Origin of the sequence: Pradoshia sp., assembly GCF_051873915.1 — a bacterium.
GTDB lineage: Bacteria > Bacillota > Bacilli > Bacillales > Pradoshiaceae > Pradoshia.
Genome location: NZ_JBJEFJ010000197.1, coordinates 57,938 through 80,312, shown reverse-complemented (window position 1 = coordinate 80,312; position 22,375 = coordinate 57,938). Strand labels below are relative to the sequence as shown.

The following is a 22,375-nucleotide window of genomic DNA, read 5'->3' as shown; positions in this document are numbered from 1 at the left end:
CCATGTTTTTTGAGTTTATTCGACATTATAGAGGGGTAATAAATGTACAAACACATCACGGATCATCTCAATTAATTCATCCCCGGGAATCTTAACAGCCTCGTCACGAGATAGCTGGAAACCGCATAGAAGCTCCGCCTTCTTCACAGTAGCCAATCTCTCAAACATCTTGTTTAAATCTTCTGTGGATAAAGTATCATGATGAATGACATCGGGTTTCATATGATCGATTGACCAGACGTAATTTGCCGGGATGGATTCTTGGATTTCTTGTGTTCTTGATAAAAAGTGCTGTCCTATCGGTTCTTTCCCTTTTGCCTCATAAATGACAGCATACCAAATAAATAAATGGGTTTCCCATAGTCCTATTTGGAAGTGAGGAACCATTTTGTAGCCGCGCGGATTGGAAGAAAAGGCAATCCACGTATCATTAGGCGGGTTGATGGTGCGTCTGGCATGCTTAGCAATGTGAGGATACATGGGCTCTTTTGTTAATACTGAAAGCTCTTCCGTAAATACATCGCTTAACAGTTCGAACTTAGGGCGGATGATTGTTTTAATCGCATCCATCCGTGCATCTAAACCATCTATTTGAAATACATTAAAATCATCATTCGTAAAGCCTTTGAATGTCATAAGTTTCCCTCCTATTCTCGTTTATTTTACCATAAGAATACTATGGAGAAATAGGATAAAGCTTGGGTAACTGGGCATCTGTGCATTTTGGTTGCAAATGTATTGAGGAAGACATACTATATACAAATTACAATTAAATAACTGAATTTTCAAATATATTAAGGAGTGGATTTCTATGAAACAAGCAGTCAATCATGTTTTAAAAGCGACGGAAGTAGAAAGACATCGGAAAGCGGTCCTTAGAATGGAAATGGACTATGAGCTTGCCACCTTATTTGAGGCAATGGAGCAGCAAAATGAAAAGCAAAAGACGAAATCAAAGCAAAAACTTGAAAGAATACGAAGAGAATTGATGCGCTTAAAAGCGATTTGATTGATAAGTACAAAGGCAATTTTGATGCGAAAAGCAAGCGGAAAAGACGGATTTCATGTTCATCTTTCATGGTCTGTCTTTTCTTGTTTATTTTGCCTGACGGGATTAAACTGTAAATTATATACATAATAAGGTCTGAAGGACTTTTGGATTTGAGGTGGGAGAAATGGCAGGTATGAAAGAAATACATGCACAAGCCGTTCAATGGATGAAAGAAGCCGGTCAGAGAATTATCCATTCCTTTGAAACGAGCCTGAATATAGAAACGAAATCAAACATGAATGATTTAGTCACGAATATGGACAAGGATGTTGAACAGTTCTTCTTGAAGCGAATTGCTGAGCGCTTCCCTGAGCATAAGGTGCTTGGGGAAGAGGGGGCTGGCCATGATCTAAAGGAGCTGGAGGGCATAGTGTGGATTATCGACCCGATTGACGGGACAATGAATTTTGTGCACCAGCAAAGAAACTTTGCTATCTCTATTGGAATTGTAGAGAATGGCATTGGAAGGATCGGTCTGATTTATGATGTGGTTCATGATGAATTGTATCACTGCATTAAAGGAGAAGGGGCCTACTTGAACGAAAAGAAAATAGCCCCTATGCAGGAGGCGAAGCTTGAAGAATCCATTGTTGGGCTGAACGCCATATGGCTGACAGATAATAAGAAAATCGATAAGAATATCACTGCTAAGCTTGTTAGAGACGTGCGGGGGACAAGGTCATACGGATCAGCAGCTTTAGAGCTGATTTATGTGGCTACTGGGAGGATGAACGCCTATATTTCCATGCGTCTCGCCCCATGGGATTTTGCCGGGGGAACGATTATCATTGAAGAGCTCGGCGGTATAGTGACGGATCTTCATGGAAGCCCTATTGATTATTTGAATAAGAGCTCGCTGATAGCGACTACTCCACAGCTTCACAAAGTTATCATGGAGCATTATTTAACGTGAATAAGCATGGAAAACGCCGGCAGGAATAGGCTTGCCGGCGTTAATTGGAGCATCCGGTTTAATAGCGGATGCTTTTTTGTTGCAAAAATAGATAAAATGTGGGAGAATTGCCTAATTATTGTATCGTACGGCTTTATAATTTTTCTCTCCAGCGTTTCTTTAGGGTGAATCCGCTGCCCATAATTGCGATGAATGCAGCTAAGCTGATCATGCTAAAAACGGCACTTCCCTCGGAAATGGAGATGGCAATGCCCGAAAGGCTGGCAACAGCCAATAGGGATAAAGCTAAGAAAACAATTTTAATATTCAAAAGTATCACACTCCAATCTTAATCATCATTGTACACAAAATGTTGGCGGTTTTCTACTTTCAGTATGGTATAATGGGAAGGTTGGTTACAATATGCATAAAAACTGGGAGTTGAAATAGGTTGCAATACAGAAATGATATTAAGAATATAGCGATTATTGCTCACGTTGACCATGGTAAAACTACATTGGTGGATCAGCTGTTAAAACAAGCTGGTACATTCCGTTCAAATGAGCAGGTCGCTGAACGTGCAATGGATTCAAATGATCTTGAAAGAGAACGCGGTATTACCATCCTGGCAAAAAATACGGCGGTTAACTATAAAGATACACGTATCAATATTTTGGATACACCTGGACATGCTGACTTTGGCGGCGAAGTAGAACGGATCATGAAAATGGTTGACGGCGTACTTTTAATCGTCGATGCGTATGAAGGCTGTATGCCGCAAACACGCTTCGTTTTGAAAAAAGCGCTTGAGCAAAAATTGACACCAATCGTTGTCGTCAATAAAATCGACCGTGATTTTGCAAGACCGGAGGAAGTAGTCGATGAGGTTATTGATTTATTCATCGAGCTTGACGCGACAGAAGACCAATTGGAATTCCCTGTCATCTATGCTTCAGGTATTAACGGAACGGCATCATTAAGCCCGGATCCAGCTGATCAGGAAGAGAATATGGAATGCTTGTTTGAATCAATCGTTCAAAACATTCCATCTCCTGTTGACAACCGTGAAGAGCCACTACAATTCCAAGTAGCCCTTCTTGATTACAGCGACTACTTAGGAAGAATTGGAATCGGACGTGTTTTCCGCGGAACCATGAAAGTTGGTCAGCAAGTCTCCTTGATGAAACTTGATGGTACAGCGAAAAACTTCCGTGTAACAAAAATCTTTGGATTCCAAGGATTAAAACGTGTGGAAATTGATGAGGCATTCCCTGGTGATTTAGTTGCTGTCAGCGGAATGGAGGACATCAATGTCGGTGAGACCGTCTGTCCTGTTGATGCTCAAGATCCGCTGCCAGTGCTTCGTATTGATGAGCCTACCCTTCAAATGACATTTGTCGTCAATAACAGCCCATTTGCAGGCCGTGAAGGGAAATGGGTAACATCCCGTAAAATCGAAGAACGCTTAATGGCACAGCTTCAAACGGATGTATCATTGAGAGTTGATCCAACAGATTCTCCAGATGCGTGGATCGTATCCGGACGTGGTGAGCTTCACTTATCAATCTTGATTGAGAATATGCGCCGTGAGGGATATGAGCTTCAAGTTTCAAAACCTGAAGTTATTATCCGTGAAGTTGATGGCGTAAGATGTGAGCCTGTTGAGCGTGTTCAAGTGGATATCCCTGAAGAGTATACAGGTGCCATTATGGAATCTCTCGGGGAAAGAAAAGGCGAAATGCTTGATATGATCAATAACGGAAGCGGACAAGTTCGCCTTGTGTTTAATGTTCCATCCCGTGGATTGATTGGATATACAACTGAATTCCTTACATTGACACGCGGATATGGAATCTTGAACCATACATTCGATTCTTATCAGCCAATGCAAGCTGGTCAAGTAGGCGGAAGAAGACAAGGGGTGCTTGTTTCCATGGAGACAGGAAAAGCAACCCAATATGGTATCATCCAAGTAGAGGACCGCGGCGTAATCTTTGTTGAGCCGGGTACGGAAATCTATGAGGGAATGATTGTCGGAGAACATAACCGTGAGAATGATTTGACTGTAAACATTGTTCGTGCGAAACAACAAACTAACGTACGTTCAGCAACCAAGGATAACACGGTGACAATGAAGAAACCAAGAATCATGTCACTTGAAGAAGCGCTTGAATATTTGAACGATGATGAATACTGCGAGGTTACTCCAGAATCCATCCGTCTGCGTAAGAAAATCCTTGAGAAAAATGAACGTGAAAAGGCAGCTAAGAAGAAGAAACTCGCTGAATAATCATTACCTTTTGGGGAGAGGGAGTGCTATTTAGAGTGGATATTACAAGTAATTTGCCGTTCTTTGCCGAGTTATACAGGGTAGGTGACCCAGCGTATACGAAGATTGGAATGTGGGCGTTATACTTGACCATTGTTCTACTTAGCGGCTTAGTTTTTAAGCTTGGCTTTGCGAGAAAGCTATCATGGGGGAAAACAATCGTTGTCTATGGGATCATGGCTTTTTCTTGTTCTTTCCTTACCTTCCTTGCTTTGTTTCTGCCGGTTACAGAAGTATTGGCAGTGGCGGCGGTATTCCTAGCGCTTTATAAATACCGCCTTCATAAAGAAATGAGACGGGAGATTGAGGAAGAAGGAAGGGATGCTGGCTGATGAATGTTCTAATGGATGCGGTCTATAATTGGCTTACCATTCGAATCGTTTATGATGTCAGGCCTGATGATACGGCAGCACGTGACACCGTTCAAATGTTCGAGAAGAACTTAGAGGAGGATCACGGGATTGACCGTTATGCCTATGAGAAAAAGGACGGCTGGTATACAGTCGTCTTCACAAAGGATGGAAAGGAAGATCAGTTCCGCTACCGTGAGGAGATGGTTGAGGTCATGCTTAAGCAGATTCTTAAACATCCGGAACGCTATGAACAATTTCCTTCCGAATAAAAAAAGAGAAATGGATCATCCATTTCTCTTTTTTTATACACATTTCGCCTTTTACCAATTATCCTCGTTTTTTGCGGCACGATACAGGCGGAATTTCCCGGTTTCCTTCCTATCGTTCGTACGCTCTGTTATACGTTCACTGCATTCGTTGCACATATATGTATGAATGGGACGATTGCGAAGCCTTTTGGCCATCAATGTTTCGTCCTCGATGGATTCGATTTTATCGCAAATCACACATTTCACTCTCATGTTAACACCCCAATCCATTTCTCTTCCACCAGTATATCATTTTTGCAGAAGCTTGTAGAGAGGACGGACGTTTTTTGGGTGATGACCTGGCTCGGAATTTTGTCTTTTTTGTCATAGCCGTCTTTTTTTGAATGAAAGCTCATATATTTGAGCATGAAGATTGTCCCGGACATAAATTGTTATTGAAATAAAAAACATGGCTGGATAATTTACTGGGGACAGGAGGATATGGTTTGAGCAAAATCTATGTTCTGGATACGAATGTGCTGCTGCAAGATCCAATGTCAATTTATTCATTCTCTGATAATGAGGTGGTTATTCCGGCAGTTGTGTTAGAGGAATTGGATTCAAAGAAGCGAAATCTAGACGAAGTAGGAAAGAATGCACGCTATGTGTCAAGATTGATTGACCAGCTTCGAACGACCGGGAAATTGCATGAGAAAATCCCTTTGCATAATGGCGGGAAGCTGAAGATAGAACTGAATCATCGCTCGATCCAAAATGTTCAGGATTATTTCCTTGAGAAATCAAATGATAACCGTATATTGGCGGTTGCGAAAAATCTTTCTCTGGAAGAAGAGACCAAAGCAGATGGAAAAGCCGTTATACTCGTTTCAAAGGATATATTAATGAGAGTGAAGGCAGATGTTATCGGCTTGATTGCGGAGGATTTCTTAAGTGACCGTGTTGTAACGGTTAATCAGCAGTATGCAGGCTTCAAAGAGGCTTATGTAAAACGGGAGGCAATCAATCAATTCTACTCTAAAGGGGAAATCCCTCTTGAGGATGCATTGATTGGTGAAACGGTATACCCAAATCAGTTTATCATCATGAAAAACCATGAGGTTCCCTCTTTGTCAGCCATTGGGATTGTACGAGACGGAGATAGAATAGTGAAGTCGAGATACAACCATGAGCAAATATGGGGAGTAAAACCACGCAATGCTCAACAGCATATGGCTTTTGAATTGCTTCTGAGAAAGGATATCCAGCTTGTAACAATGACTGGTAAGGCAGGTACAGGAAAGACCCTGTTAGCTCTAGCTGCAGCTCTTTTGCAAACCGAAGATCTAGGGGAGTACAATAAGCTTCTTGTATCAAGGCCAATCGTGCCAATGGGAAAGGATCTTGGGTTTCTGCCCGGAGAAAAGGAAGAGAAGCTGAGACCGTGGATGCAGCCTATCTATGATAATCTCGAGTACTTGTTCAATACAAAGAAACCAGGAGAACTAGATTCCATTCTAGCTGGTATCCATTCCATCGAAGTAGAGGCGCTGACTTATATACGAGGCAGGAGTCTGCCGGACAGCTTCATCGTCATGGATGAGGCTCAGAACCTGACGAAGCATGAGGTTAAAACCATCATGACGAGGGTAGGGGAGCGCAGCAAGATTATTCTTCTTGGCGACCCTGCACAAATCGACCACCCCTATTTAGATGAAGGGAATAATGGATTGACATATGTTCTTGAGAAGTTTAAAGGGGAGCCGATTGCAGGGCATGTCAACCTGGTAAAGGGAGAACGTTCTGAACTGGCCCAGCTGGCTGCAGATCTGCTGTAAGGTGATATTAATAATAGGGAGCACCTTTTAATTGGTGCTCCCTATCCTTTAGATAACCGTAATGCTTATTATATTCTTAATGGGCTCATTTCGATTAGAGCCATCCCCTTTGTAGAGGTAAAGGGGTCCTCCCTCTTCATGTGAGAGCGGTTTGCCATTTGAGGAGAAGCCGGCGATAAAAGCCAAGGCTTCTTCTAAAGGATACTCCAGCTCTTCTGTGCGGGTATGTATGATGACCTTGGCAGCATCAGGCATAGGTTCAGTATTCAAAATAAACGGCTTGAAAGCGATGACAAAATTTCCTTCAAGAAGCTCCTGCTTTTTCGTCTTTCGGGCAGGTTTTTCGCTTGGAGGAGGTGAGGAGCCCTCAATGATTTCCTTGTCCCATTGGGAAGAGACGGATTTCAAATAGCTCTCATGCTCGCTGTCATCCTTTGAATGCTCTTCAGGATGCCAGTCCTCTATATTGAATTTTCGCTCATCGAATATCCAAACACCTGCATCAATATAAATCGGGTATTTCACATTACCTTTAATCTGTATGACTTCTGCCATCCCACTCACTCCTTTACCTATTAATCTTATAATTCCTGCAAATTCTTGTACAGTAATACGCGTCTATCTTACATTCTTGTTTTTTTACATAAAAGAGTAATTGTCTGCCTCACTGTCCTTGCATTTTTGGGGTTTTAAGGGTAAAATTTTATAATAGATTGGTTCATTGGGCCATAATGGGGGGATTGTACATTGACATCTGATATCCTTGTCAATCATCAAGAAAAGGCCTACGCATTACTCAAGGCCGATGCTGATAAAATATTTAAACTTATTAAGGTTCAAATGGATAACTTGACTATGCCTCAATGTCCTTTGTATGAAGAGGTTTTGGATACACAAATGTTTGGCTTGTCCAGAGAAATTGACTTTGCTGTTAGATTAGGGTTAATAGAGGAACAAGACGGCAAAGGCTTGCTAGAGTTTCTGGAGAAGGAATTATCCGCTCTTCATGATGCTTCCATGAGAAAATAAGTAGAGTCGAAACTCAAACGATACAGTATTTGTTTGAGTTTTTTGTTTTATAAATATGTATGACACACCAAAATTCACTATGCGAATTAGAGCAAGGATGATTATGATGTTAAAACGAATAGTAAGATCGTATGATTATACGCTTATTGCTGTCATTCTCGTTTTGAGCATTTTTGGGCTTGTTATGGTATACAGCTCAAGTATGGTGACAGCTGTAGCTAGATGGGACTTGCCGAGCGATTTTTTCTATATGAAGCAAATTCGGCATTTAGTCATCGGCTTAATTCTCTTTACGATTATGGCAATCATTCCTTATCCGCTGTATAAATCAAATAAAGTATTGGTGCCTCTTGTGTTCGGCTCCATTGTTGGACTGTTTGCCTTGCAGTTCTTCGGTCATACAGCCGGGAATGCAGAAAGCTGGTTTAAGCTAGGAGCGCTTGGGAGCCTGCAGCCATCTGAGTTTGTTAAGCTTGGCGTGATTATTTACCTGTCTGCTGTCTATTCCAAAAAGCAGAAATACATAAACGTATTTAATAAAGGAGTCATTCCTCCGCTGGTTTATTTATTGATCGTCTGCGGGCTGATTGTTCTGCAGCCGGATATTGGGACGGCGATGATTATCTTTATGGTCGCTTGTACGATTATCATTTGTTCAGGAATGAATTGGAAGAGCTTTGCAAAGCTTCTTTCTATCCTTCTGGGAACGATTCTGATCGCGATACCAGTCATCATCTTGAATAAAGATAAGATCTTCACAGAGAAGCGTTTAGAAAGGTTCACGGGTTTCCTTGATCCTTTCTCTACGGAGAAATATGAAGGATACCAGTTGGTCAATTCATATGTGGCTATCGGTAACGGCGGTCTGACTGGCGTCGGCTTCGGACAAAGCACCCAGAAATACGGGTATTTGCCTGAGCCGCACACAGACTTTATTATGGCTGTTATTTCTGAAGAGCTTGGCTTGATTGGTGTGGCATTTGTCATTATCTGCCTTGCGACAATTGTGCTGAAGGGGATCCGTACAGCCATTAAGAGCGACGATCCTTTCGGAAGTATGCTGGCAGCAGGAATTTCCAGTATGATTGGCATTCAGTCTATGATTAACTTAGGGGGAATCACTGGTTTAATCCCGATTACAGGTGTTACTCTTCCGTTTATTAGTTATGGGGGCTCATCGCTTATTCAGTTATTCCTATCAGTTGGAATATTGGTAAATGTATCTATGAAGACGAGGTATGATGCTTTTTATAAGAAAGGACAAGCCGTCCCGGAACAAATGGATGATAAGCGGATGATAAGTAGTAAATTGTGAGCAGGGACAAGTGTCCTGCTCATTTTTTATGTCTTTTTTACAGAAAACAGCAAAGAATAGCTGCTAGAGGAGTGGTAACTTGATGAAGAAGACAGAGGATTTAAAAAAGAAAAAAATAAAAAAGGTTCTTGTAGCAAATCGCGGAGAGATTGCTATTCGTGTGTTCAGGGCCTGCAATGAGCTGGGTATCCGGACTGTTGGAATCTATTCGAAGGAGGATTACATTTCTTATCACCGCTATAAAGCAGATGAAGCTTATTTGGTCGGTGCTGGTAAGAAGCCGATTGATGCCTATCTTGATATCGAGGGTATTCTTGAAATTGCGAAAATGAGCGGTGCGGATGCCATCCATCCGGGATATGGGTTCTTGTCAGAAAATATTGAGTTTGCCAAGCGCTGTCATGAGGAAGGTTTCATTTTCATCGGTCCTGGGATAAAGCATCTGGATATGTTTGGCGACAAGGTGAAGGCGAAGGAACAGGCGAAGCTTGCTGGTATTCCAATTATTCCAGGTAGTGACGGCCCTGTATCCGGATTGGATGACGTCATCCGTTTCGGGAAGGAAAATGGCTTCCCGATAATCATTAAAGCTGCTCTTGGCGGCGGCGGACGAGGGATGAGAATTGTCCGGCAGGAGAGTGAAATTGAAGAAGGCTATCAGCGTGCTAAATCTGAAGCGAAGGCTTCGTTTGGAAGTGATGAAGTCTATGTGGAACGATTCATCGAGAATCCTAAGCATATCGAGGTCCAGATTCTTGGGGATCAATATGGAGATATCGTTCATTTATTTGAGCGTGACTGCTCCGTACAGCGCCGCCATCAAAAAGTCGTTGAAGTAGCACCGAGCGTTTCCTTATCCACAGACTTGCGGGAGAGAATTTGCCGTGCGGCTGTTCAATTAATGGAGAATGTCCAGTATGTTAATGCTGGCACGGTTGAATTCCTCGTTTCTGGAGATGAGTTTTATTTCATTGAGGTCAATCCTCGCGTTCAGGTAGAGCACACAATTACGGAAATGATTACAGGAGTGGATATTGTCCAGTCGCAAATCATGATAGCCGAGGGACATCGATTGCATGACAAGTATATGCATATCCCTGCTCAAGAGAATCTAAAAATAAATGGGTATGCCATTCAAGCAAGGGTAACAACCGAGGACCCACTGAATCATTTCATGCCGGACACAGGGCGCATTAAAGCATACCGTTCAGGAGGCGGCTTCGGTGTTCGCCTTGATGCAGGCAATGCTTATCAAGGGTCAGTCATTACTCCTTATTATGATTCCTTGCTTGTAAAGGTTTCTACCCATGCGTCTGAATTTAAACAGGCTAGTGCGAAAATGCTCCGCAATCTTCGTGAATTCCGGATTCGCGGCATAAAAACGAATATCCCGTTTCTTGAGAATGTTATAGGACATGAGAAATTTTTAAAGGGCGAATATGACACATCCTTTATCGATATGACACCTGAGCTCTTTGTCTTTCCAGAACAAAAGGACCGGGGAACAAAGATGTTGAACTACTTAGCCAATGTCACTGTGAACGGCTTCCCAGGAATCGGTAAAAAGGAAAAGCCGCATTTTGATCCGGTCAAAATCCCTGCTCTCCCAAAGGGGTTTAGCCATGAATCAGGAACAAAGCAATTGCTTGATTCAAGAGGACCTGAAGGATTAGCGGCATGGGTAAAGGAACAAAAGAAGGTCCTTATTACGGATACGACATTCAGGGATGCACACCAATCCTTGCTGGCAACACGTGTACGGACACAGGATATGCTGCGCATCGCTGAGCCGACAGCCAAGCTCCTGCCGAATTTGTTCTCGATGGAACTGTGGGGTGGAGCAACATTTGATGTAGCTTATCGATTCTTGAAGGAGGACCCGTGGGAGCGGTTATTAAAGCTGAGACAGGAAATGCCGAATCTGTTATTCCAAATGCTGCTTCGTTCTTCCAATGCGGTCGGCTATAGCAATTATCCAGATAATTGCATTAAAGAGTTCGTTACGAAATCGGCCTATGCTGGTGTAGACGTTTTCCGTATTTTTGATAGTTTGAACTGGGTGAAGGGGATGGAGAAGACCATTGAGTCAGTCCGTGATGTGAATCGAGTGGCAGAGGCTGCGATTTGCTATACAGGAGACATCTTGGACCCAACAAGAACAAAGTATGACTTGAATTATTATAAGGAGCTGGCAAAGGAGCTGGAAGCACAAGGGGCCCATATTCTTGCTATTAAGGATATGGCTGGCCTGCTGAAGCCTGAAGCAGCGTACCGATTAGTGTCTGAGCTTAAAGAGGCTGTTGAACTGCCTATTCATCTTCATACACATGATACGAGCGGAAATGGAATCTTCCAGTATACAAGGGCTATTGATGCAGGAGTAGATATCGTCGATACCGCGCTTGGCTCCATGGCTGGATTAACCTCTCAGCCTGGATTGAATACGCTGTATTATGCACTGGAAGGGAACCCAAGGCAGCCACAGACAGATATTGCGGCAGTGGAGCAATTATCTCAATACTGGGAAGGCGTTAGAAGCTATTATCAGGACTTTGAGAGCGGCATGAAGTCCCCGCATACAGAAGTGTATCAGCATGAGATGCCGGGAGGACAATACTCGAATCTGCAGCAGCAGGCGAAGGGTGTAGGGCTATCCGACCGATGGGATGAAGTAAAAGAAATGTATGCCCGCGTAAACATCTTGTTTGGAGATTTGGTAAAAGTAACGCCTTCCTCAAAGGTTGTAGGTGACATGGCTCTATTCATGGTGCAAAATCACCTCTCAGAGCAGGATGTACTAAAACATGGTGATTCACTTGACTTCCCTGATTCAGTCATCGAATTATTCAGCGGTCAGCTTGGCCAGCCGTATGGTGGGTTCCCTGAGGAACTTCAAAGGGTAATCCTAAAAGGGCAAGAGCCGATAACGGTCCGCCCAGGAGAGCTTTTAGAGGATGTAAATTTCGAGCAATTAAAAGATGAGCTTGATGCTAAATTGACTCATCCTGCTACACAGTTCGATGTGCTTGCCTATGCGCTTTATCCAAAGGTGTTTCTGGATTACGAAACAGCGAGAAAGACGTATGGGGACCTTTCTGTTTTGGATACGCCGTCCTTCCATTATGGTATGAGAGTAGGCGAGGAGATTGAGGTTGAGATTGAAAGAGGAAAGACACTGATCATTAAATTAATCTCTATCGGCGAACCACTTGCTGATGGAACGAGAACCGTGTATTTTGAGTTGAATGGACAGGCTAGGGAAGTGTCGATTAAGGACGAAAGCGTTAAGTCAACGGCCGTTACCAAAAGGAAAAGTGACCCTTCCATCCCGGGACAGCTTGGGGCTACGATGCCAGGAACTGTCGTGAAGGTAAATGTACAAAAGGGAGACCATGTAAAAAAAGGCGATCATTTAATGATCACTGAAGCGATGAAAATGGAAACTACTGTACAAGCCCCATTTGACGGAGTTATCAAAATGATTAACGTAGTGAGCGGTGAAGCAGTAGAAACCGGAGATCTATTGCTTGAAATGGAAAAATAAATCATGAATAAAGCTGTACATCTGTGTTAGTAGCAGGTGTACAGCTTTTTTTTGTGGTGTTGTTAACGATGAATGTTGAGATATGAGAATACCGTCGAATGTGGTGGAAGGCGGTTGACGCCTTGCTTAGATTAGCGGACAGGGAGACCCTGCAGATGTGAACAAGCACTCAAGGAGGCTCCCCGAGTGCCCCTAGGTGCGCAGCCGTCTGCAACGAAAATCAACACCTTGAATTAACAGAGCCTTTTGTTTAGATGGTAACTCACTATTAAGCATCGATAGGAATCGGATGTATGATCCGTCATAAGGCCGTATAGGTTTTATCTGAATGCTCCTTGTTCGGATTGCTCCGGTCTGCAGCAGAAAGTCTCTGACTATTCTTCCGGTTTCTTGACACGAGTAAAAGAAAGTAAGAAAAGAGACCGAAAAGACATGAGATGAATAATGCATGCATTAAGGCTATATAAAGGTTTGAACGGGTATAGATAATAAAGGCGCCGGCAATCACTTGTAAAGAAACAAGTATGAGGGCAATGTTCCAGCCGTGAAACATGACCTTGATATGTCTATGATGACGCCAGATAACAAATGCCAGATAAACAATCCAAATAAACAAGAGGCCGGCAGCCAGGCGATGCCCCATTTGAATCCATTGGTACATATTATAGTTAAACCCGACTGCATTATTAAAGCAAAATGGCCAATCTGGGCAGACAAGACTTGCCTCCGTATGGCGAACGAGAGCACCCGTGTAGATGACTAGGTAAGAATAGATGGTTATGGCAATGAAATGAAAAGAAAGCCGTCTTGGGATAATCAGTTGATCTGCTTCGAATTTTTTGTCAACCTCAAAGATCAGCAGGGTGAGAAGCAGCACGGCAGCAAAAGAAATTAACGAAATTCCAAAATGAAGGGCCATGACAAAGTCTGATTGGCTCCAGATGACTGCTGCAGCACCGATTAATGCCTGAATAATGAGAAATGAAATAGACAGTACAGCTAGAAATTTTGTTTCTCTGATACGGCCGATTGCCTTCCATGACCAAAGGGCTAAGCCTGCAACCATGAATGTGCCGACACCGGAGAATACCCGATGAGCCAGCTCGATGACCAGCTCAGGTGTGATGTTTTCGGGAATCAGCTGTCCGTGGCACAGTGGCCATGAACGCCCGCAGCCCATACCGGAGTCGGTTTTCGTGACAAGTGCTCCCCCGAGGAGGATGCAAAGCATGACAAAGGTCGTCATAACAGAGAACCATTTTAACTTTGTATGCATGTTGATAATACACCTGCTTTATAGATAGTAGAGTAAAGGTCAAAATGAAAGGATGCATGCTTATGTAATATGATAAAAATACCAATCTTGGATAATCATTACTTACATATCATAATGAATATTTCTGGGAATTACAAAGGAAATATTCGATTTTGCTCTATTCCCTTGTTATTTGTGACAATAGATTTACAGGATATTGAATGAATATATTTCACGATAGGAAAGGGAAAAGGAGTTAGAACAGGTTTAAAGGGGGTTAATAGTTGAAAGTTCCGGTATAGTTTGTTAGAAATAAGGGAGAGTTTGCTTTTTCATATATTTGACAAATTGTCACAATATAATCATTTACAGGTTAATTTTGCCGCTATATAATGACAAGGGCACGCATATTACAAAATTTAGACAAATTTCATTCACATATTAGGCAATTTCTATGTTTAAATATATATAGGTAAAATATTGGAAAACGCATGCTTGGCGGTTTGGCCGAAATGGAATTTTCATAGATATGTTGGAATTTATTATTGATTGGGGGGATCATCCGTGGAATCGAAAGCAGCTGCACACACCTCATTTGAAAACCAAGAAGGCCTGAAAACGGAGAAGGAAACGGGGAACACTCTTTTGAAGGACTTTTTGGTATTAATTAAGATTGGAATTGTCAATTCCAATGTTATAACTGCATTTACAGGTATTTGGCTGGGATTATATTTCACTGATCAGCATTTTTTTGCTAATTTGGATATTGTTTTGCTTGGAGTTGTCGGCATCGCGCTTATTATCGGCGGGTCAGGATGCTTGAACAATTATATTGACCGGGATATTGACCTTTATATGGAGCGGACGAAGAAACGTCCAACGGTAACTGGCAAAGTTAATCCGTTAAAGGTTCTTTATACAGGGCTGGCTATGGTACTAATTGGTACGCTCATGCTATTTGCCGCATCACCGACAGCAGCATTGCTTGGATTGTTTGGAGTTTTTGCTTACGTAGTGATGTACACAATCTGGACGAAGAGAAAAATTGTATCGAATACGGTTGTCGGAAGCATATCAGGAGCAATGCCTCCGTTAATTGGCTGGGCAGTCGTCGATCCATCACTTCATCCAGTAGCCTGGGGGCTGTTTTTGCTGATGTTTGTCTGGCAGCCGCCGCATTTTTATGCACTGGCAATGAAACGGACGGAGGAATATCGGGCTGCAGGCATCCCAATGCTTCCAGTTGTGAAAGGATTCCATACAACGAAGGTCCATATGCTCGTTTGGGTGGTGTTATTGCTGCCAATTCCTGTTTTATTGGCGCCTATCGGCATGCCGATTGTCGTACTGGTTACTTTGTTGAACATCGGCTGGCTTCTATTAAGTATCAAGGGGTTGTCCTTTAAGAAGAAATTCACGAAGGAAGAAGATTTGAAGTGGGCTAGCAAGATGTTCATTTATTCCTTGAATTATTTAACGATATCATTCGTTACAATGGTTATCATTTCATTGATTAACCTTTTTTGAACAACGGGGGTTCTTTCTTTAAGAAATTCATTATATAAATGGTCCTTTGGAAAGAAGAAATTTTTCACGAAAGAGGGGTAGATCATTGCTATGAAAAAATGGCGAATTGCTTCCTTAATTGCAGTGTTCACGCTAATCTTATCAGGATGCGGGCAACCGTATTTGTCAGCGCTGAACCCTGCAGGCGAGGTAGCGAAGAAGCAATATGACTTAATGCTTTTAAGTACATCCATCATGGTTTTAGTCATCATAGTTGTCGTAATTTTGTTTGTTCTCGCACTTTTAAAGTTTCGTCGCAAGAAAGGGGACAACTCTATTCCGAAGCAGATTGAAGGCAATCATAAGCTGGAGATCCTTTGGACAGTCATCCCAATCGTATTATTGATCATATTGGCTGTTCCGACTATTTACTATACGTTTTATTTCTCAGACGTATCAGCAAAGGACGGAAAGGACGCCGATGGGAATCCTACTGCAGTACAAATTAATGTAAGGGCCAGTTTATATTGGTGGGAGTTTGAATACCCAAATGACGGCTTCATCACAGGGCAGGAGCTTGTCGTGCCGACTGATGAAAAGGTTTACTTTAATCTAAAGGCATCTGATGTTAAGCACTCCTTCTGGATTCCTTCAGCAGGCGGAAAGCTTGATACGAACACAGATAATGTGAACGAATTCTGGCTTGAGTTTAATGAGGGGAAAAGTGAAGAGGCTGGAAGGACGTTCTATGGAAAATGTGCTGAACTATGCGGACCTTCGCATGCTTTGATGGACTTCAAGGTAAAAGCATTGCCAAGGGATGAGTATGATGCATGGGTTGCGGAAATGAAAGAAACGAAGCAATCTGAAGTGGAATTGACAGATGCCACAGCAAAAGAGGGACAGGAGATTTTCAACAAGAGCTGTATTGGCTGCCATGCCATTGACTCCAACGACCAAAGGCCGGAACAGGCCAGACTTGCCCCGAGCTTAGCTAACTTTGCTGATCGTGCACTCGTTGCAGGATATCTCGAGAATAATGAGGAAAACGTAAAGAAATGGTTAGAGGATCCTGAGTCAGTTAAAGAAGGTAACAGAATGACAGATACATACGGAAAACTGACCGATGAGCAGATTAACGCGCTAACAAAATACTTGGGAACCTTATCCGTTGAAGATTAAGAGATTCTAAGGTTGCAAAGGGGAGGTTTATCAGTGAGTACTCTTACTCAGAAAAAAGGGGTTCTTGGGACGATTTGGGATTACCTGACAACGGTTGACCATAAAAAAATCGCCAAGTTATATTTAATCGCCGGAGGATTTTTCTTCCTCATAGGCGGTCTTGAAGCAATGTTTATCAGGATTCAGCTTGCAAAGCCTGAGAATGATTTTATCAGCGGCGGAACATTTAATGAAATTATTACGATGCATGGAACCACCATGATCTTCCTTGCTGCCATGCCGCTGTTATTGGGCTTTATGAATGCCATCATGCCGCTCCAAATCGGGGCGCGTGACGTCGCATTTCCATTCTTGAATTCCTTGGGCTTTTGGCTGTTCTTCTTCGGCGGGATTTTCTTGAATCTCAGCTGGTTTATGGGAGGAGCGCCGGATGCGGGCTGGACGTCTTATGCGTCCTTATCTCTTGAATCGGAGGGCCATGGGATTGATTTCTATGTACTTGGTCTTCAAATATCAGGTATGGGAACGTTAATCGGGGGTATTAACTTCTTAGTGACCATTATCAATATGCGTGCCCCTGGAATGACATTTATGCGCATGCCGTTGTTCACTTGGACGACTTTCGTGGCATCAGCGCTTATTCTTTTCGCGTTTCCTCCGTTAACGGTAGGGTTAACATTGATGATGTTTGACCGCATGTTCGGTTCGAACTTCTTCGTCACTGCTATGGGCGGTAACACGATTATCTGGGAGCATTTATTCTGGATATTTGGACACCCGGAAGTATATATTCTTATATTGCCGGCTTTCGGAATCTTCTCAGAAATTATTCCGACGTTCTCTCGGAAAAGATTGTTTGGTTATTCATCCATGGTATTCGCGACGATTTTGATTGGTTTCCTTGGCTTCATGGTTTGGGCCCACCATATGTTCACAGTAGGTCTTGGACCAGTAGCTAATGCAATCTTTGCGGTTGCCACAATGGCTATCGCTGTACCGACCGGTATTAAAATCTTTAACTGGCTGTTTACGATGTGGGGCGGTCAGATTACGTTCACGACTCCAATGCTTTATGCAGTGGCCTTCATACCTTCCTTTGTAATGGGCGGTGTAACGGGAATCATGAATGCGGCAGCACCTGCAGATTACCAATATCATGACAGTTATTTCGTCGTTGCTCACTTCCATTATGTTATCGTTGGGGGAGTTGTGCTGGCGCTGCTTGCAGGTACACATTTCTATTGGCCGAAAATGTTTGGAACGATGTTGAATGAATTCTGGGGAAAAGTAACCTTCTGGCTATTCTTAATTGGTTTCCATCTGACATTCTTTATCCAGCATTTCCTCGGACTGCTTGGTATGCCGAGACGTGTGTTCACTTATCTGAATGATCAAGGCTGGGATAATGCCAACCTGATATCTACGATAGGGGCATTCTTAATGGCTGTAGCGGTCATTATCCTATTGATTAATATTGTCATGACTTCAATTAAAAATGTTAGAGTCGGTAACGACCCATGGCACGATGGTCGTACATTGGAATGGGCTATTCCATCACCGCCGCCTGAACATAACTTTGACAGGACACCACTTGTAAGAGGTTATGATACATGGTGGATTGAGAAGATGGAAGGACGAAAAACATTGACACCGGCTGAACCGCTTGGAGATATCCATATGCCTAGCGGGTCTATTCTGCCAATCTTTATCTCACTTGGTTTATTCATTGCCGCATTTGGTGCGTTGTACAATGCGACAGATAAAGAGTGGACTGTACCGGTTATGATTATTGGTTTACTGATTACCTTTATAGCCATGCTGGTTCGTGCGATCAAGGATGATCCTGGCTATCATATTCATAAAGAAGACCTAATCGCTTCCGAGCATAATGACAATAAGGGGGTTGATCTATAATGGCAGTGCAGCAAAAATTCACTCCTGAAACATGGCCATCCCACCCGGAGCGATTCACTGAAGAAGGTAAGCATAAGTTTCTCGGGTTCTGGCTGTTTATTGCAGCTGAAACGGTCCTTTTTGCATCCTTGTTTGCGACCTATCTTGCTTTGAAGGACAGTGTACCGGCTAATAAAGAAATGGCACTTGCCTCTGATATTTATGGATTGGAGCTTGCTTTTATTGCAACCATGCTCCTTTTGACAAGTTCCTTGACCAGTGTGTATGCCATGTACCATATGAAGAATTTCGACTTTAAGCAAATGCAGTTCTGGTTATTTGTGACCGTCGTGCTTGGATTGGCCTTCCTTGGTCTTGAAATTTATGAGTTCAATCATTATGTTCATGAGTTCAATCATACATTTACGAGCTCTGCATTTGGCTCTGCCTTCTATACATTAGTTGGCTTCCACGGAGCCCACGTAACGTTTGGTCTCTTATGGATTATTACATTAATGCTGAGACACTCGAAGCGCGGCCTTAATTTAAATAATGCACCTAAATTCTATATAGCAAGCCTTTATTGGCATTTCATCGACGTTGTTTGGGTGTTCATTTTCACGGTTGTTTACTTAATGGGAATGGTGGGGTGATAGTAGATGGAAAATCATACAAATACTCATCTTAGTAAAGAAGCCCTGAAATATAGACGCAAAAAACATGCGGAAGATATGAAGCAGCAGGTCATTACCTTCGTGATGATGATCCTGCTGACAGTGATTGCCTTCTTTGCGGTTGGATATGACGGTTATTCTAAATGGTTTGTAAAGCCGTTCATCCTTCTCTTGGCAATCATACAAGTCATCTTTCAGTTGTATTACTTCATGCATATGAGTCAAAAGGGGCATGGAACGATTGCTACTTTCCTTTATACAGGTTTAATAATCGGTCTTTCTGCTGTTGTTGCTTTTGTTCTCATTGTATGGATCTAAAGAATGGGGAATCGGCTTAACGCTATCGTTAGGCCGATTTTTTTAGAAGGCTCTGTTAAACCATTGATTTGTATTACGGTACTCCTTTTGCGCTTCCTTGAGATTAGCTTAATCGATGCGTACCGTTTAACAGAGTCTTTTAAAATAGGAATCTGTCATTTCTGCCGCGAGCATAATTAATCATGATGTCAGAAAGAGGTGGGATTTGAAATGGATATACGAATATTTGGATTTGAGGCTTTGTGGAGCCCGTATCTGTTAGTCAGTACATTGGTGATCATCCTTGCGTATTTTTATGTGACATACATCAAATCAAGGGAGAGTTTCAAGAAAAAGGAAGGTTTTTATTTTACTAGTGCAATGATCCTTTTTTATATCATTAAAGGGTCTCCGGTTGATTTGCTTGGCCATTTATCATTCTCGGTCCATATGGTGCAAATGGCTTTCTTGTTCTTGGTTATTCCGCCGATTCTTCTTCTTGGGATTCCAGAATGGATCTACAGGAAGTTTGTCTTTAAGAAATGGTTTATTGCGATTTCCAATCCATTGTTTACGCTGATTTTCTTTAATGGAATCTTCTCCTTCTACCATGTTCCATCTATTTTTGACGTGGTTAAGGTTGATATGGTGCTGCATACCTTATTTACTGGGATATTATTTCTGTCCTCCTTATTCATGTGGTGGCATCTCGTTAATAAGGTAGAGGGCAGCGTCCGTCTGTCAGGCTTGAAGAAAATAGGCTATATCTTTGCCAATGGCATCTTAATTACACCGGCATGTGCCTTGATTATTTTTTCGAAGGTACCCATGTATGATACGTACGCAGACCCTGCTGTATGGGCAGAGGCATTGAAGCTTTGTGTGCCGGCTGGAACGCTGTCAGGCTTGAATTTAAGCGGTCCTGAAATGTTCATTTCTATGCCTGTATTAGAGGATCAGCAAACAGGCGGAGTAATCATGAAAATCATTCAGGAGATTGTTTATGGGATTATCCTGGCTACAACTTTCTTCACCTGGTTCAGAGAGGATACGAAAAAGAGCAATGATGCAACAGAGCAATATTTAGAGGCTAACCCTCATGTCAGACATTTGTAAGTTGTTTCAATATGATGAACATTTTTAATGTTCATTGAGAAATAGGTGAATATATTTTAAACTTAAGTAGTTAATAGAAATGCTAGAAACGAGGTTCAAGATTATGAGCAGTTCCATTCCTGTTTTGCCGACGATCAGCACTGCCTGTATTGTTATTAGTGCCATCTTAGTTGGCTTTGGTGTTTGGCAGATTAAAAAGAAAAATCGAGAAACACATGAAAAATTAATGTTTTGGGCTGCGGTCTTTGCAGTTGTGTTTTTTGTCATCTATGCAAGCAGAACAATCTTCATTGGAAACACAGCGTTTGGCGGACCAGACTCCCTGAAGATTTATTATACGATTTTCTTGATTATGCATATCACGTTTGCGACCATCGGAGCCGTGCTCGGCATTATGTCTTTGTATTACGGCTATAAGAAAAATTTCGTTAAGCATAGAAGAATTGGACCGATAGCGAGTGCCATTTGGATACCAAATGCATTTGCAGGCGTGGCTGTATACTTGCTGCTCTATGTCATCTACAGCGGCGGGGAAACAACGAGCGTGTTCAAAGCCATTCTTGGGTTATAAATTTAGCATATGAAAAAAGGGCTGTCTCATAGTAATTAGAGACGGCCCTTTTTATTGAATATGCGGAGGTGTGACCATGAATGATCAGAGAACGGAGCATTTGGTGTTTATTCCATGCTCAATAGCAATGGCAAGGTCACTTTTGTTGCATGCAGAGGCTTTAAGGAAGAATGCTCCTGTCTATATTCCAGATTGTTTTCCTACCAGTCAGGCAAAGGCAACGCTGCCTTATGTAATTGAAGGACTTGAGCAGGAACGGGAACCATTGTCCTGGCTGTGGTTCGTGATAGATGTTGAGAAAAAAAGCCTAATAGGCGAGTTGATCCTTGGGAAGAAAAAGTCTGATGATACAACCGTTCAATTTACCTTTACCTTTGATACATTTGACCATGAAATCGCTTTTGGAGAGGAATGCGTCGATTGGCTGCTCTCTTTTTTGGCGAATAAGAAAATCATTTATGTAATCACTGAAATGAGGGAGGGGGCCTGTACGGCGCAATCGATGCTGGAGCAGAAGGGGTTTCATTGCTTTAATAAAAGTGGTTATATGCAGTTTATTAGAAAAATAAATGAAAAATAGCCTCCGGATACTAAGAACTATCCAAAGGCCTGCAGTCATTTATTCGAATACTTCAACGAATACATTGAGCTCAGCTTTAACAGCAGCCAAGGTTGTTTCGCATTGTTTCTGGAGTGATTCAGGGAAATACTCATTCTCACCATATTCGACACCATGAGGGTAATAATGTTTCCCAAGTACAGGCGTCAATAATTGAATAGTCGCACGGTGGGCGCCTACATCTCCTTCTACGGCATAGCCGAATACACGGAGATAATATGTACCATCCTTGATTTCGAACTTTTTATCATAGGATACACGTTCATAATCCCATTGTTCAGCACGAACAAGTCCATTTTCAAGCATCACCTCATCAAGACGATTGAGGTCAACTTGGTATTTTTCTAAACCGGTATTTTCAAATTTCATTTCTCCATTCCTCCTATCCTGTAAACGAGCCAAAAGATAAACAAGTTTTGGAAATTCTCATTTTTAATAATAGTATGAATTTGGCATAACTGCAAACAATTGTTTATATTTCTCTCTGTTTCGTCAGAAATAATATTCTTCCTTGTGTGTTTTTTTCTTTTTCATGACTGTTTAGCCATTCTTTCTTTAACTCGATGCCGTGTCCTAAGGTTAATGTGAACGGACTATCTTTTTTTTTCCTGTAGCTTTCAGAAGTGTAATCGTATATTTTAGATAGAAGATAATGTTATACTAATA

The 22,375-nt window shown here is 42.2% G+C and carries 23 protein-coding genes; 17 read left to right on the top strand and 6 right to left on the bottom strand.

Annotated elements, in window-relative coordinates:
* Positions 1–15 precede the first annotated feature (15 nt).
* Positions 16–636 carry a YktB family protein gene (locus tag ACI35L_RS17300; protein ID WP_049671551.1) on the bottom strand — a complete coding sequence of 207 codons (621 nt, stop codon included), beginning with the start codon at positions 634–636 and terminating at the stop codon, positions 16–18.
* Between the two features lie 175 nt (positions 637–811).
* Here ACI35L_RS17300 and ACI35L_RS17295 point away from each other — a divergent pair, with 175 nt between their 5' ends.
* Positions 812–1,009 (top strand): hypothetical protein, encoded by a 198-nt coding sequence (locus ACI35L_RS17295; protein WP_049671550.1) that lies wholly within the window; start codon positions 812–814, stop codon positions 1,007–1,009.
* 166 nt (positions 1,010–1,175) lie between these two features.
* Positions 1,176–1,964, top strand: a complete 789-nt coding sequence (locus ACI35L_RS17290) for an inositol monophosphatase family protein (RefSeq protein ID WP_049671549.1) — start codon at positions 1,176–1,178, stop codon at positions 1,962–1,964.
* Positions 1,965–2,097: 133 nt separating this feature from the next.
* Here ACI35L_RS17290 and ACI35L_RS17285 read toward each other — a convergent pair whose 3' ends face one another.
* A complete protein-coding gene (locus tag ACI35L_RS17285) occupies positions 2,098–2,274 on the bottom strand; it encodes a DUF5325 family protein (protein WP_439803422.1) in 177 nt (58 codons plus the stop codon).
* 120 nt (positions 2,275–2,394) lie between these two features.
* On the opposite strand from ACI35L_RS17285, the gene typA reads away from it, so the two are divergent.
* From typA to ACI35L_RS17270, 3 genes are read left to right on the top strand one after another with little or no spacing between them, the layout of a single operon-like run.
* Positions 2,395–4,233, top strand: a complete 1,839-nt coding sequence (gene typA, locus ACI35L_RS17280) for a translational GTPase TypA (protein ID WP_049671548.1) — start codon at positions 2,395–2,397, stop codon at positions 4,231–4,233.
* Between the two features lie 35 nt (positions 4,234–4,268).
* Positions 4,269–4,604 carry a YlaH-like family protein gene (locus tag ACI35L_RS17275; RefSeq protein ID WP_049671547.1) on the top strand — a complete coding sequence of 112 codons (336 nt, stop codon included), beginning with the start codon at positions 4,269–4,271 and terminating at the stop codon, positions 4,602–4,604.
* Entirely contained in the window at positions 4,604–4,894 is a 291-nt protein-coding gene (locus ACI35L_RS17270) for a hypothetical protein (protein ID WP_439803421.1), read from the top strand. Before ACI35L_RS17275 ends, ACI35L_RS17270 begins: the two co-directional genes overlap by 1 nt.
* 51 nt (positions 4,895–4,945) lie before the next feature.
* On the opposite strand, the gene ACI35L_RS17265 is transcribed toward ACI35L_RS17270, so the two are convergent.
* On the bottom strand, positions 4,946–5,146 hold the full coding sequence (locus ACI35L_RS17265; RefSeq protein WP_049672970.1) for a YlaI family protein: 201 nt from the start codon (positions 5,144–5,146) through the stop codon (positions 4,946–4,948).
* 233 nt (positions 5,147–5,379) lie between these two features.
* Here ACI35L_RS17265 and ACI35L_RS17260 point away from each other — a divergent pair, with 233 nt between their 5' ends.
* Complete coding sequence (locus ACI35L_RS17260; protein WP_439803420.1) at positions 5,380–6,708, top strand: PhoH family protein; 1,329 nt, start codon at positions 5,380–5,382, stop codon at positions 6,706–6,708.
* Positions 6,709–6,756: 48 nt separating this feature from the next.
* Here the strand turns inward: ACI35L_RS17260 and ACI35L_RS17255 are convergent, their stop codons facing one another.
* The gene (locus tag ACI35L_RS17255; protein ID WP_049671544.1) at positions 6,757–7,263 is read right to left on the bottom strand and encodes a hypothetical protein; all 507 of its coding nucleotides are present in this window, start codon (positions 7,261–7,263) and stop codon (positions 6,757–6,759) included.
* Positions 7,264–7,455: 192 nt separating this feature from the next.
* Between ACI35L_RS17255 and ACI35L_RS17250 the strand changes: the two genes are divergently transcribed.
* From ACI35L_RS17250 to pyc, 3 genes are all read left to right on the top strand, one after another.
* A complete protein-coding gene (locus ACI35L_RS17250; RefSeq protein WP_049671543.1) occupies positions 7,456–7,737 on the top strand; it encodes a YlaN family protein in 282 nt (93 codons plus the stop codon).
* A 106-nt stretch (positions 7,738–7,843) separates the two neighbouring features.
* Positions 7,844–9,052: an FtsW/RodA/SpoVE family cell cycle protein gene (locus ACI35L_RS17245; protein WP_049671542.1), complete on the top strand. Its 1,209-nt coding sequence runs from the start codon at positions 7,844–7,846 to the stop codon at positions 9,050–9,052.
* A gap of 82 nt (positions 9,053–9,134) precedes the next feature.
* The gene (gene pyc, locus ACI35L_RS17240) at positions 9,135–12,596 is read left to right on the top strand and encodes a pyruvate carboxylase (RefSeq protein WP_439803419.1); all 3,462 of its coding nucleotides are present in this window, start codon (positions 9,135–9,137) and stop codon (positions 12,594–12,596) included.
* A 301-nt stretch (positions 12,597–12,897) separates the two neighbouring features.
* On the opposite strand, the gene ACI35L_RS17235 is transcribed toward pyc, so the two are convergent.
* A complete protein-coding gene (locus ACI35L_RS17235; RefSeq protein WP_049671540.1) occupies positions 12,898–13,872 on the bottom strand; it encodes a COX15/CtaA family protein in 975 nt (324 codons plus the stop codon).
* 543 nt (positions 13,873–14,415) lie between these two features.
* Between ACI35L_RS17235 and cyoE the strand changes: the two genes are divergently transcribed.
* From cyoE to ACI35L_RS17195, 8 genes are all read left to right on the top strand, one after another.
* The gene (gene cyoE / locus ACI35L_RS17230; RefSeq protein WP_439803418.1) at positions 14,416–15,378 is read left to right on the top strand and encodes a heme o synthase; all 963 of its coding nucleotides are present in this window, start codon (positions 14,416–14,418) and stop codon (positions 15,376–15,378) included.
* A 90-nt stretch (positions 15,379–15,468) separates the two neighbouring features.
* Entirely contained in the window at positions 15,469–16,539 is a 1,071-nt protein-coding gene (coxB, locus tag ACI35L_RS17225) for a cytochrome c oxidase subunit II (protein WP_049671539.1), read from the top strand.
* Positions 16,540–16,572: 33 nt separating this feature from the next.
* Complete coding sequence (ctaD, locus tag ACI35L_RS17220; protein ID WP_049671538.1) at positions 16,573–18,453, top strand: cytochrome c oxidase subunit I; 1,881 nt, start codon at positions 16,573–16,575, stop codon at positions 18,451–18,453.
* Positions 18,453–19,085 (top strand): cytochrome (ubi)quinol oxidase subunit III, encoded by a 633-nt coding sequence (locus ACI35L_RS17215; protein ID WP_049671537.1) that lies wholly within the window; start codon positions 18,453–18,455, stop codon positions 19,083–19,085. Before ctaD ends, ACI35L_RS17215 begins: the two co-directional genes overlap by 1 nt.
* Positions 19,086–19,091: 6 nt before the next feature.
* Entirely contained in the window at positions 19,092–19,424 is a 333-nt protein-coding gene (ctaF, locus tag ACI35L_RS17210) for a cytochrome c oxidase subunit IVB (RefSeq protein WP_049671536.1), read from the top strand.
* A gap of 210 nt (positions 19,425–19,634) precedes the next feature.
* On the top strand, positions 19,635–20,519 hold the full coding sequence (ctaG, locus tag ACI35L_RS17205; protein ID WP_049671535.1) for a cytochrome c oxidase assembly factor CtaG: 885 nt from the start codon (positions 19,635–19,637) through the stop codon (positions 20,517–20,519).
* Positions 20,520–20,622: 103 nt separating this feature from the next.
* A complete protein-coding gene (locus tag ACI35L_RS17200) occupies positions 20,623–21,090 on the top strand; it encodes a DUF420 domain-containing protein (RefSeq protein ID WP_439803425.1) in 468 nt (155 codons plus the stop codon).
* A 76-nt stretch (positions 21,091–21,166) separates the two neighbouring features.
* Positions 21,167–21,670: a hypothetical protein gene (locus tag ACI35L_RS17195; protein WP_049671533.1), complete on the top strand. Its 504-nt coding sequence runs from the start codon at positions 21,167–21,169 to the stop codon at positions 21,668–21,670.
* 39 nt (positions 21,671–21,709) lie between these two features.
* Here ACI35L_RS17195 and ACI35L_RS17190 read toward each other — a convergent pair whose 3' ends face one another.
* Positions 21,710–22,078, bottom strand: a complete 369-nt coding sequence (locus ACI35L_RS17190; protein WP_049671532.1) for a YugN family protein — start codon at positions 22,076–22,078, stop codon at positions 21,710–21,712.
* Between the last annotated feature and the right edge of the window lie 297 nt (positions 22,079–22,375).

Excerpts from the sequence above, each read along its gene's own strand:
- ACI35L_RS17300 (WP_049671551.1), bottom strand. The coding sequence starts at position 636 with ATGACATTCAAAGGCTTTACGAATGATGATTTTAATGTATTTCAAATA.
- ACI35L_RS17295 (WP_049671550.1), top strand. The coding sequence starts at position 812 with ATGAAACAAGCAGTCAATCATGTTTTAAAAGCGACGGAAGTAGAAAGA.
- ACI35L_RS17290 (WP_049671549.1), top strand. The coding sequence starts at position 1,176 with ATGGCAGGTATGAAAGAAATACATGCACAAGCCGTTCAATGGATGAAA.
- ACI35L_RS17270 (WP_439803421.1), top strand. The coding sequence starts at position 4,604 with ATGAATGTTCTAATGGATGCGGTCTATAATTGGCTTACCATTCGAATC.
- ACI35L_RS17265 (WP_049672970.1), bottom strand. The coding sequence starts at position 5,146 with ATGAGAGTGAAATGTGTGATTTGCGATAAAATCGAATCCATCGAGGAC.
- ACI35L_RS17255 (WP_049671544.1), bottom strand. The coding sequence starts at position 7,263 with ATGGCAGAAGTCATACAGATTAAAGGTAATGTGAAATACCCGATTTAT.
- ACI35L_RS17245 (WP_049671542.1), top strand. The coding sequence starts at position 7,844 with ATGTTAAAACGAATAGTAAGATCGTATGATTATACGCTTATTGCTGTC.
- pyc (WP_439803419.1), top strand. The coding sequence starts at position 9,135 with ATGAAGAAGACAGAGGATTTAAAAAAGAAAAAAATAAAAAAGGTTCTT.
- ACI35L_RS17235 (WP_049671540.1), bottom strand. The coding sequence starts at position 13,872 with ATGCATACAAAGTTAAAATGGTTCTCTGTTATGACGACCTTTGTCATG.
- coxB (WP_049671539.1), top strand. The coding sequence starts at position 15,469 with ATGAAAAAATGGCGAATTGCTTCCTTAATTGCAGTGTTCACGCTAATC.
- ACI35L_RS17215 (WP_049671537.1), top strand. The coding sequence starts at position 18,453 with ATGGCAGTGCAGCAAAAATTCACTCCTGAAACATGGCCATCCCACCCG.
- ctaF (WP_049671536.1), top strand. The coding sequence starts at position 19,092 with ATGGAAAATCATACAAATACTCATCTTAGTAAAGAAGCCCTGAAATAT.
- ctaG (WP_049671535.1), top strand. The coding sequence starts at position 19,635 with ATGGATATACGAATATTTGGATTTGAGGCTTTGTGGAGCCCGTATCTG.
- ACI35L_RS17200 (WP_439803425.1), top strand. The coding sequence starts at position 20,623 with ATGAGCAGTTCCATTCCTGTTTTGCCGACGATCAGCACTGCCTGTATT.
- ACI35L_RS17195 (WP_049671533.1), top strand. The coding sequence starts at position 21,167 with ATGAATGATCAGAGAACGGAGCATTTGGTGTTTATTCCATGCTCAATA.
- ACI35L_RS17190 (WP_049671532.1), bottom strand. The coding sequence starts at position 22,078 with ATGAAATTTGAAAATACCGGTTTAGAAAAATACCAAGTTGACCTCAAT.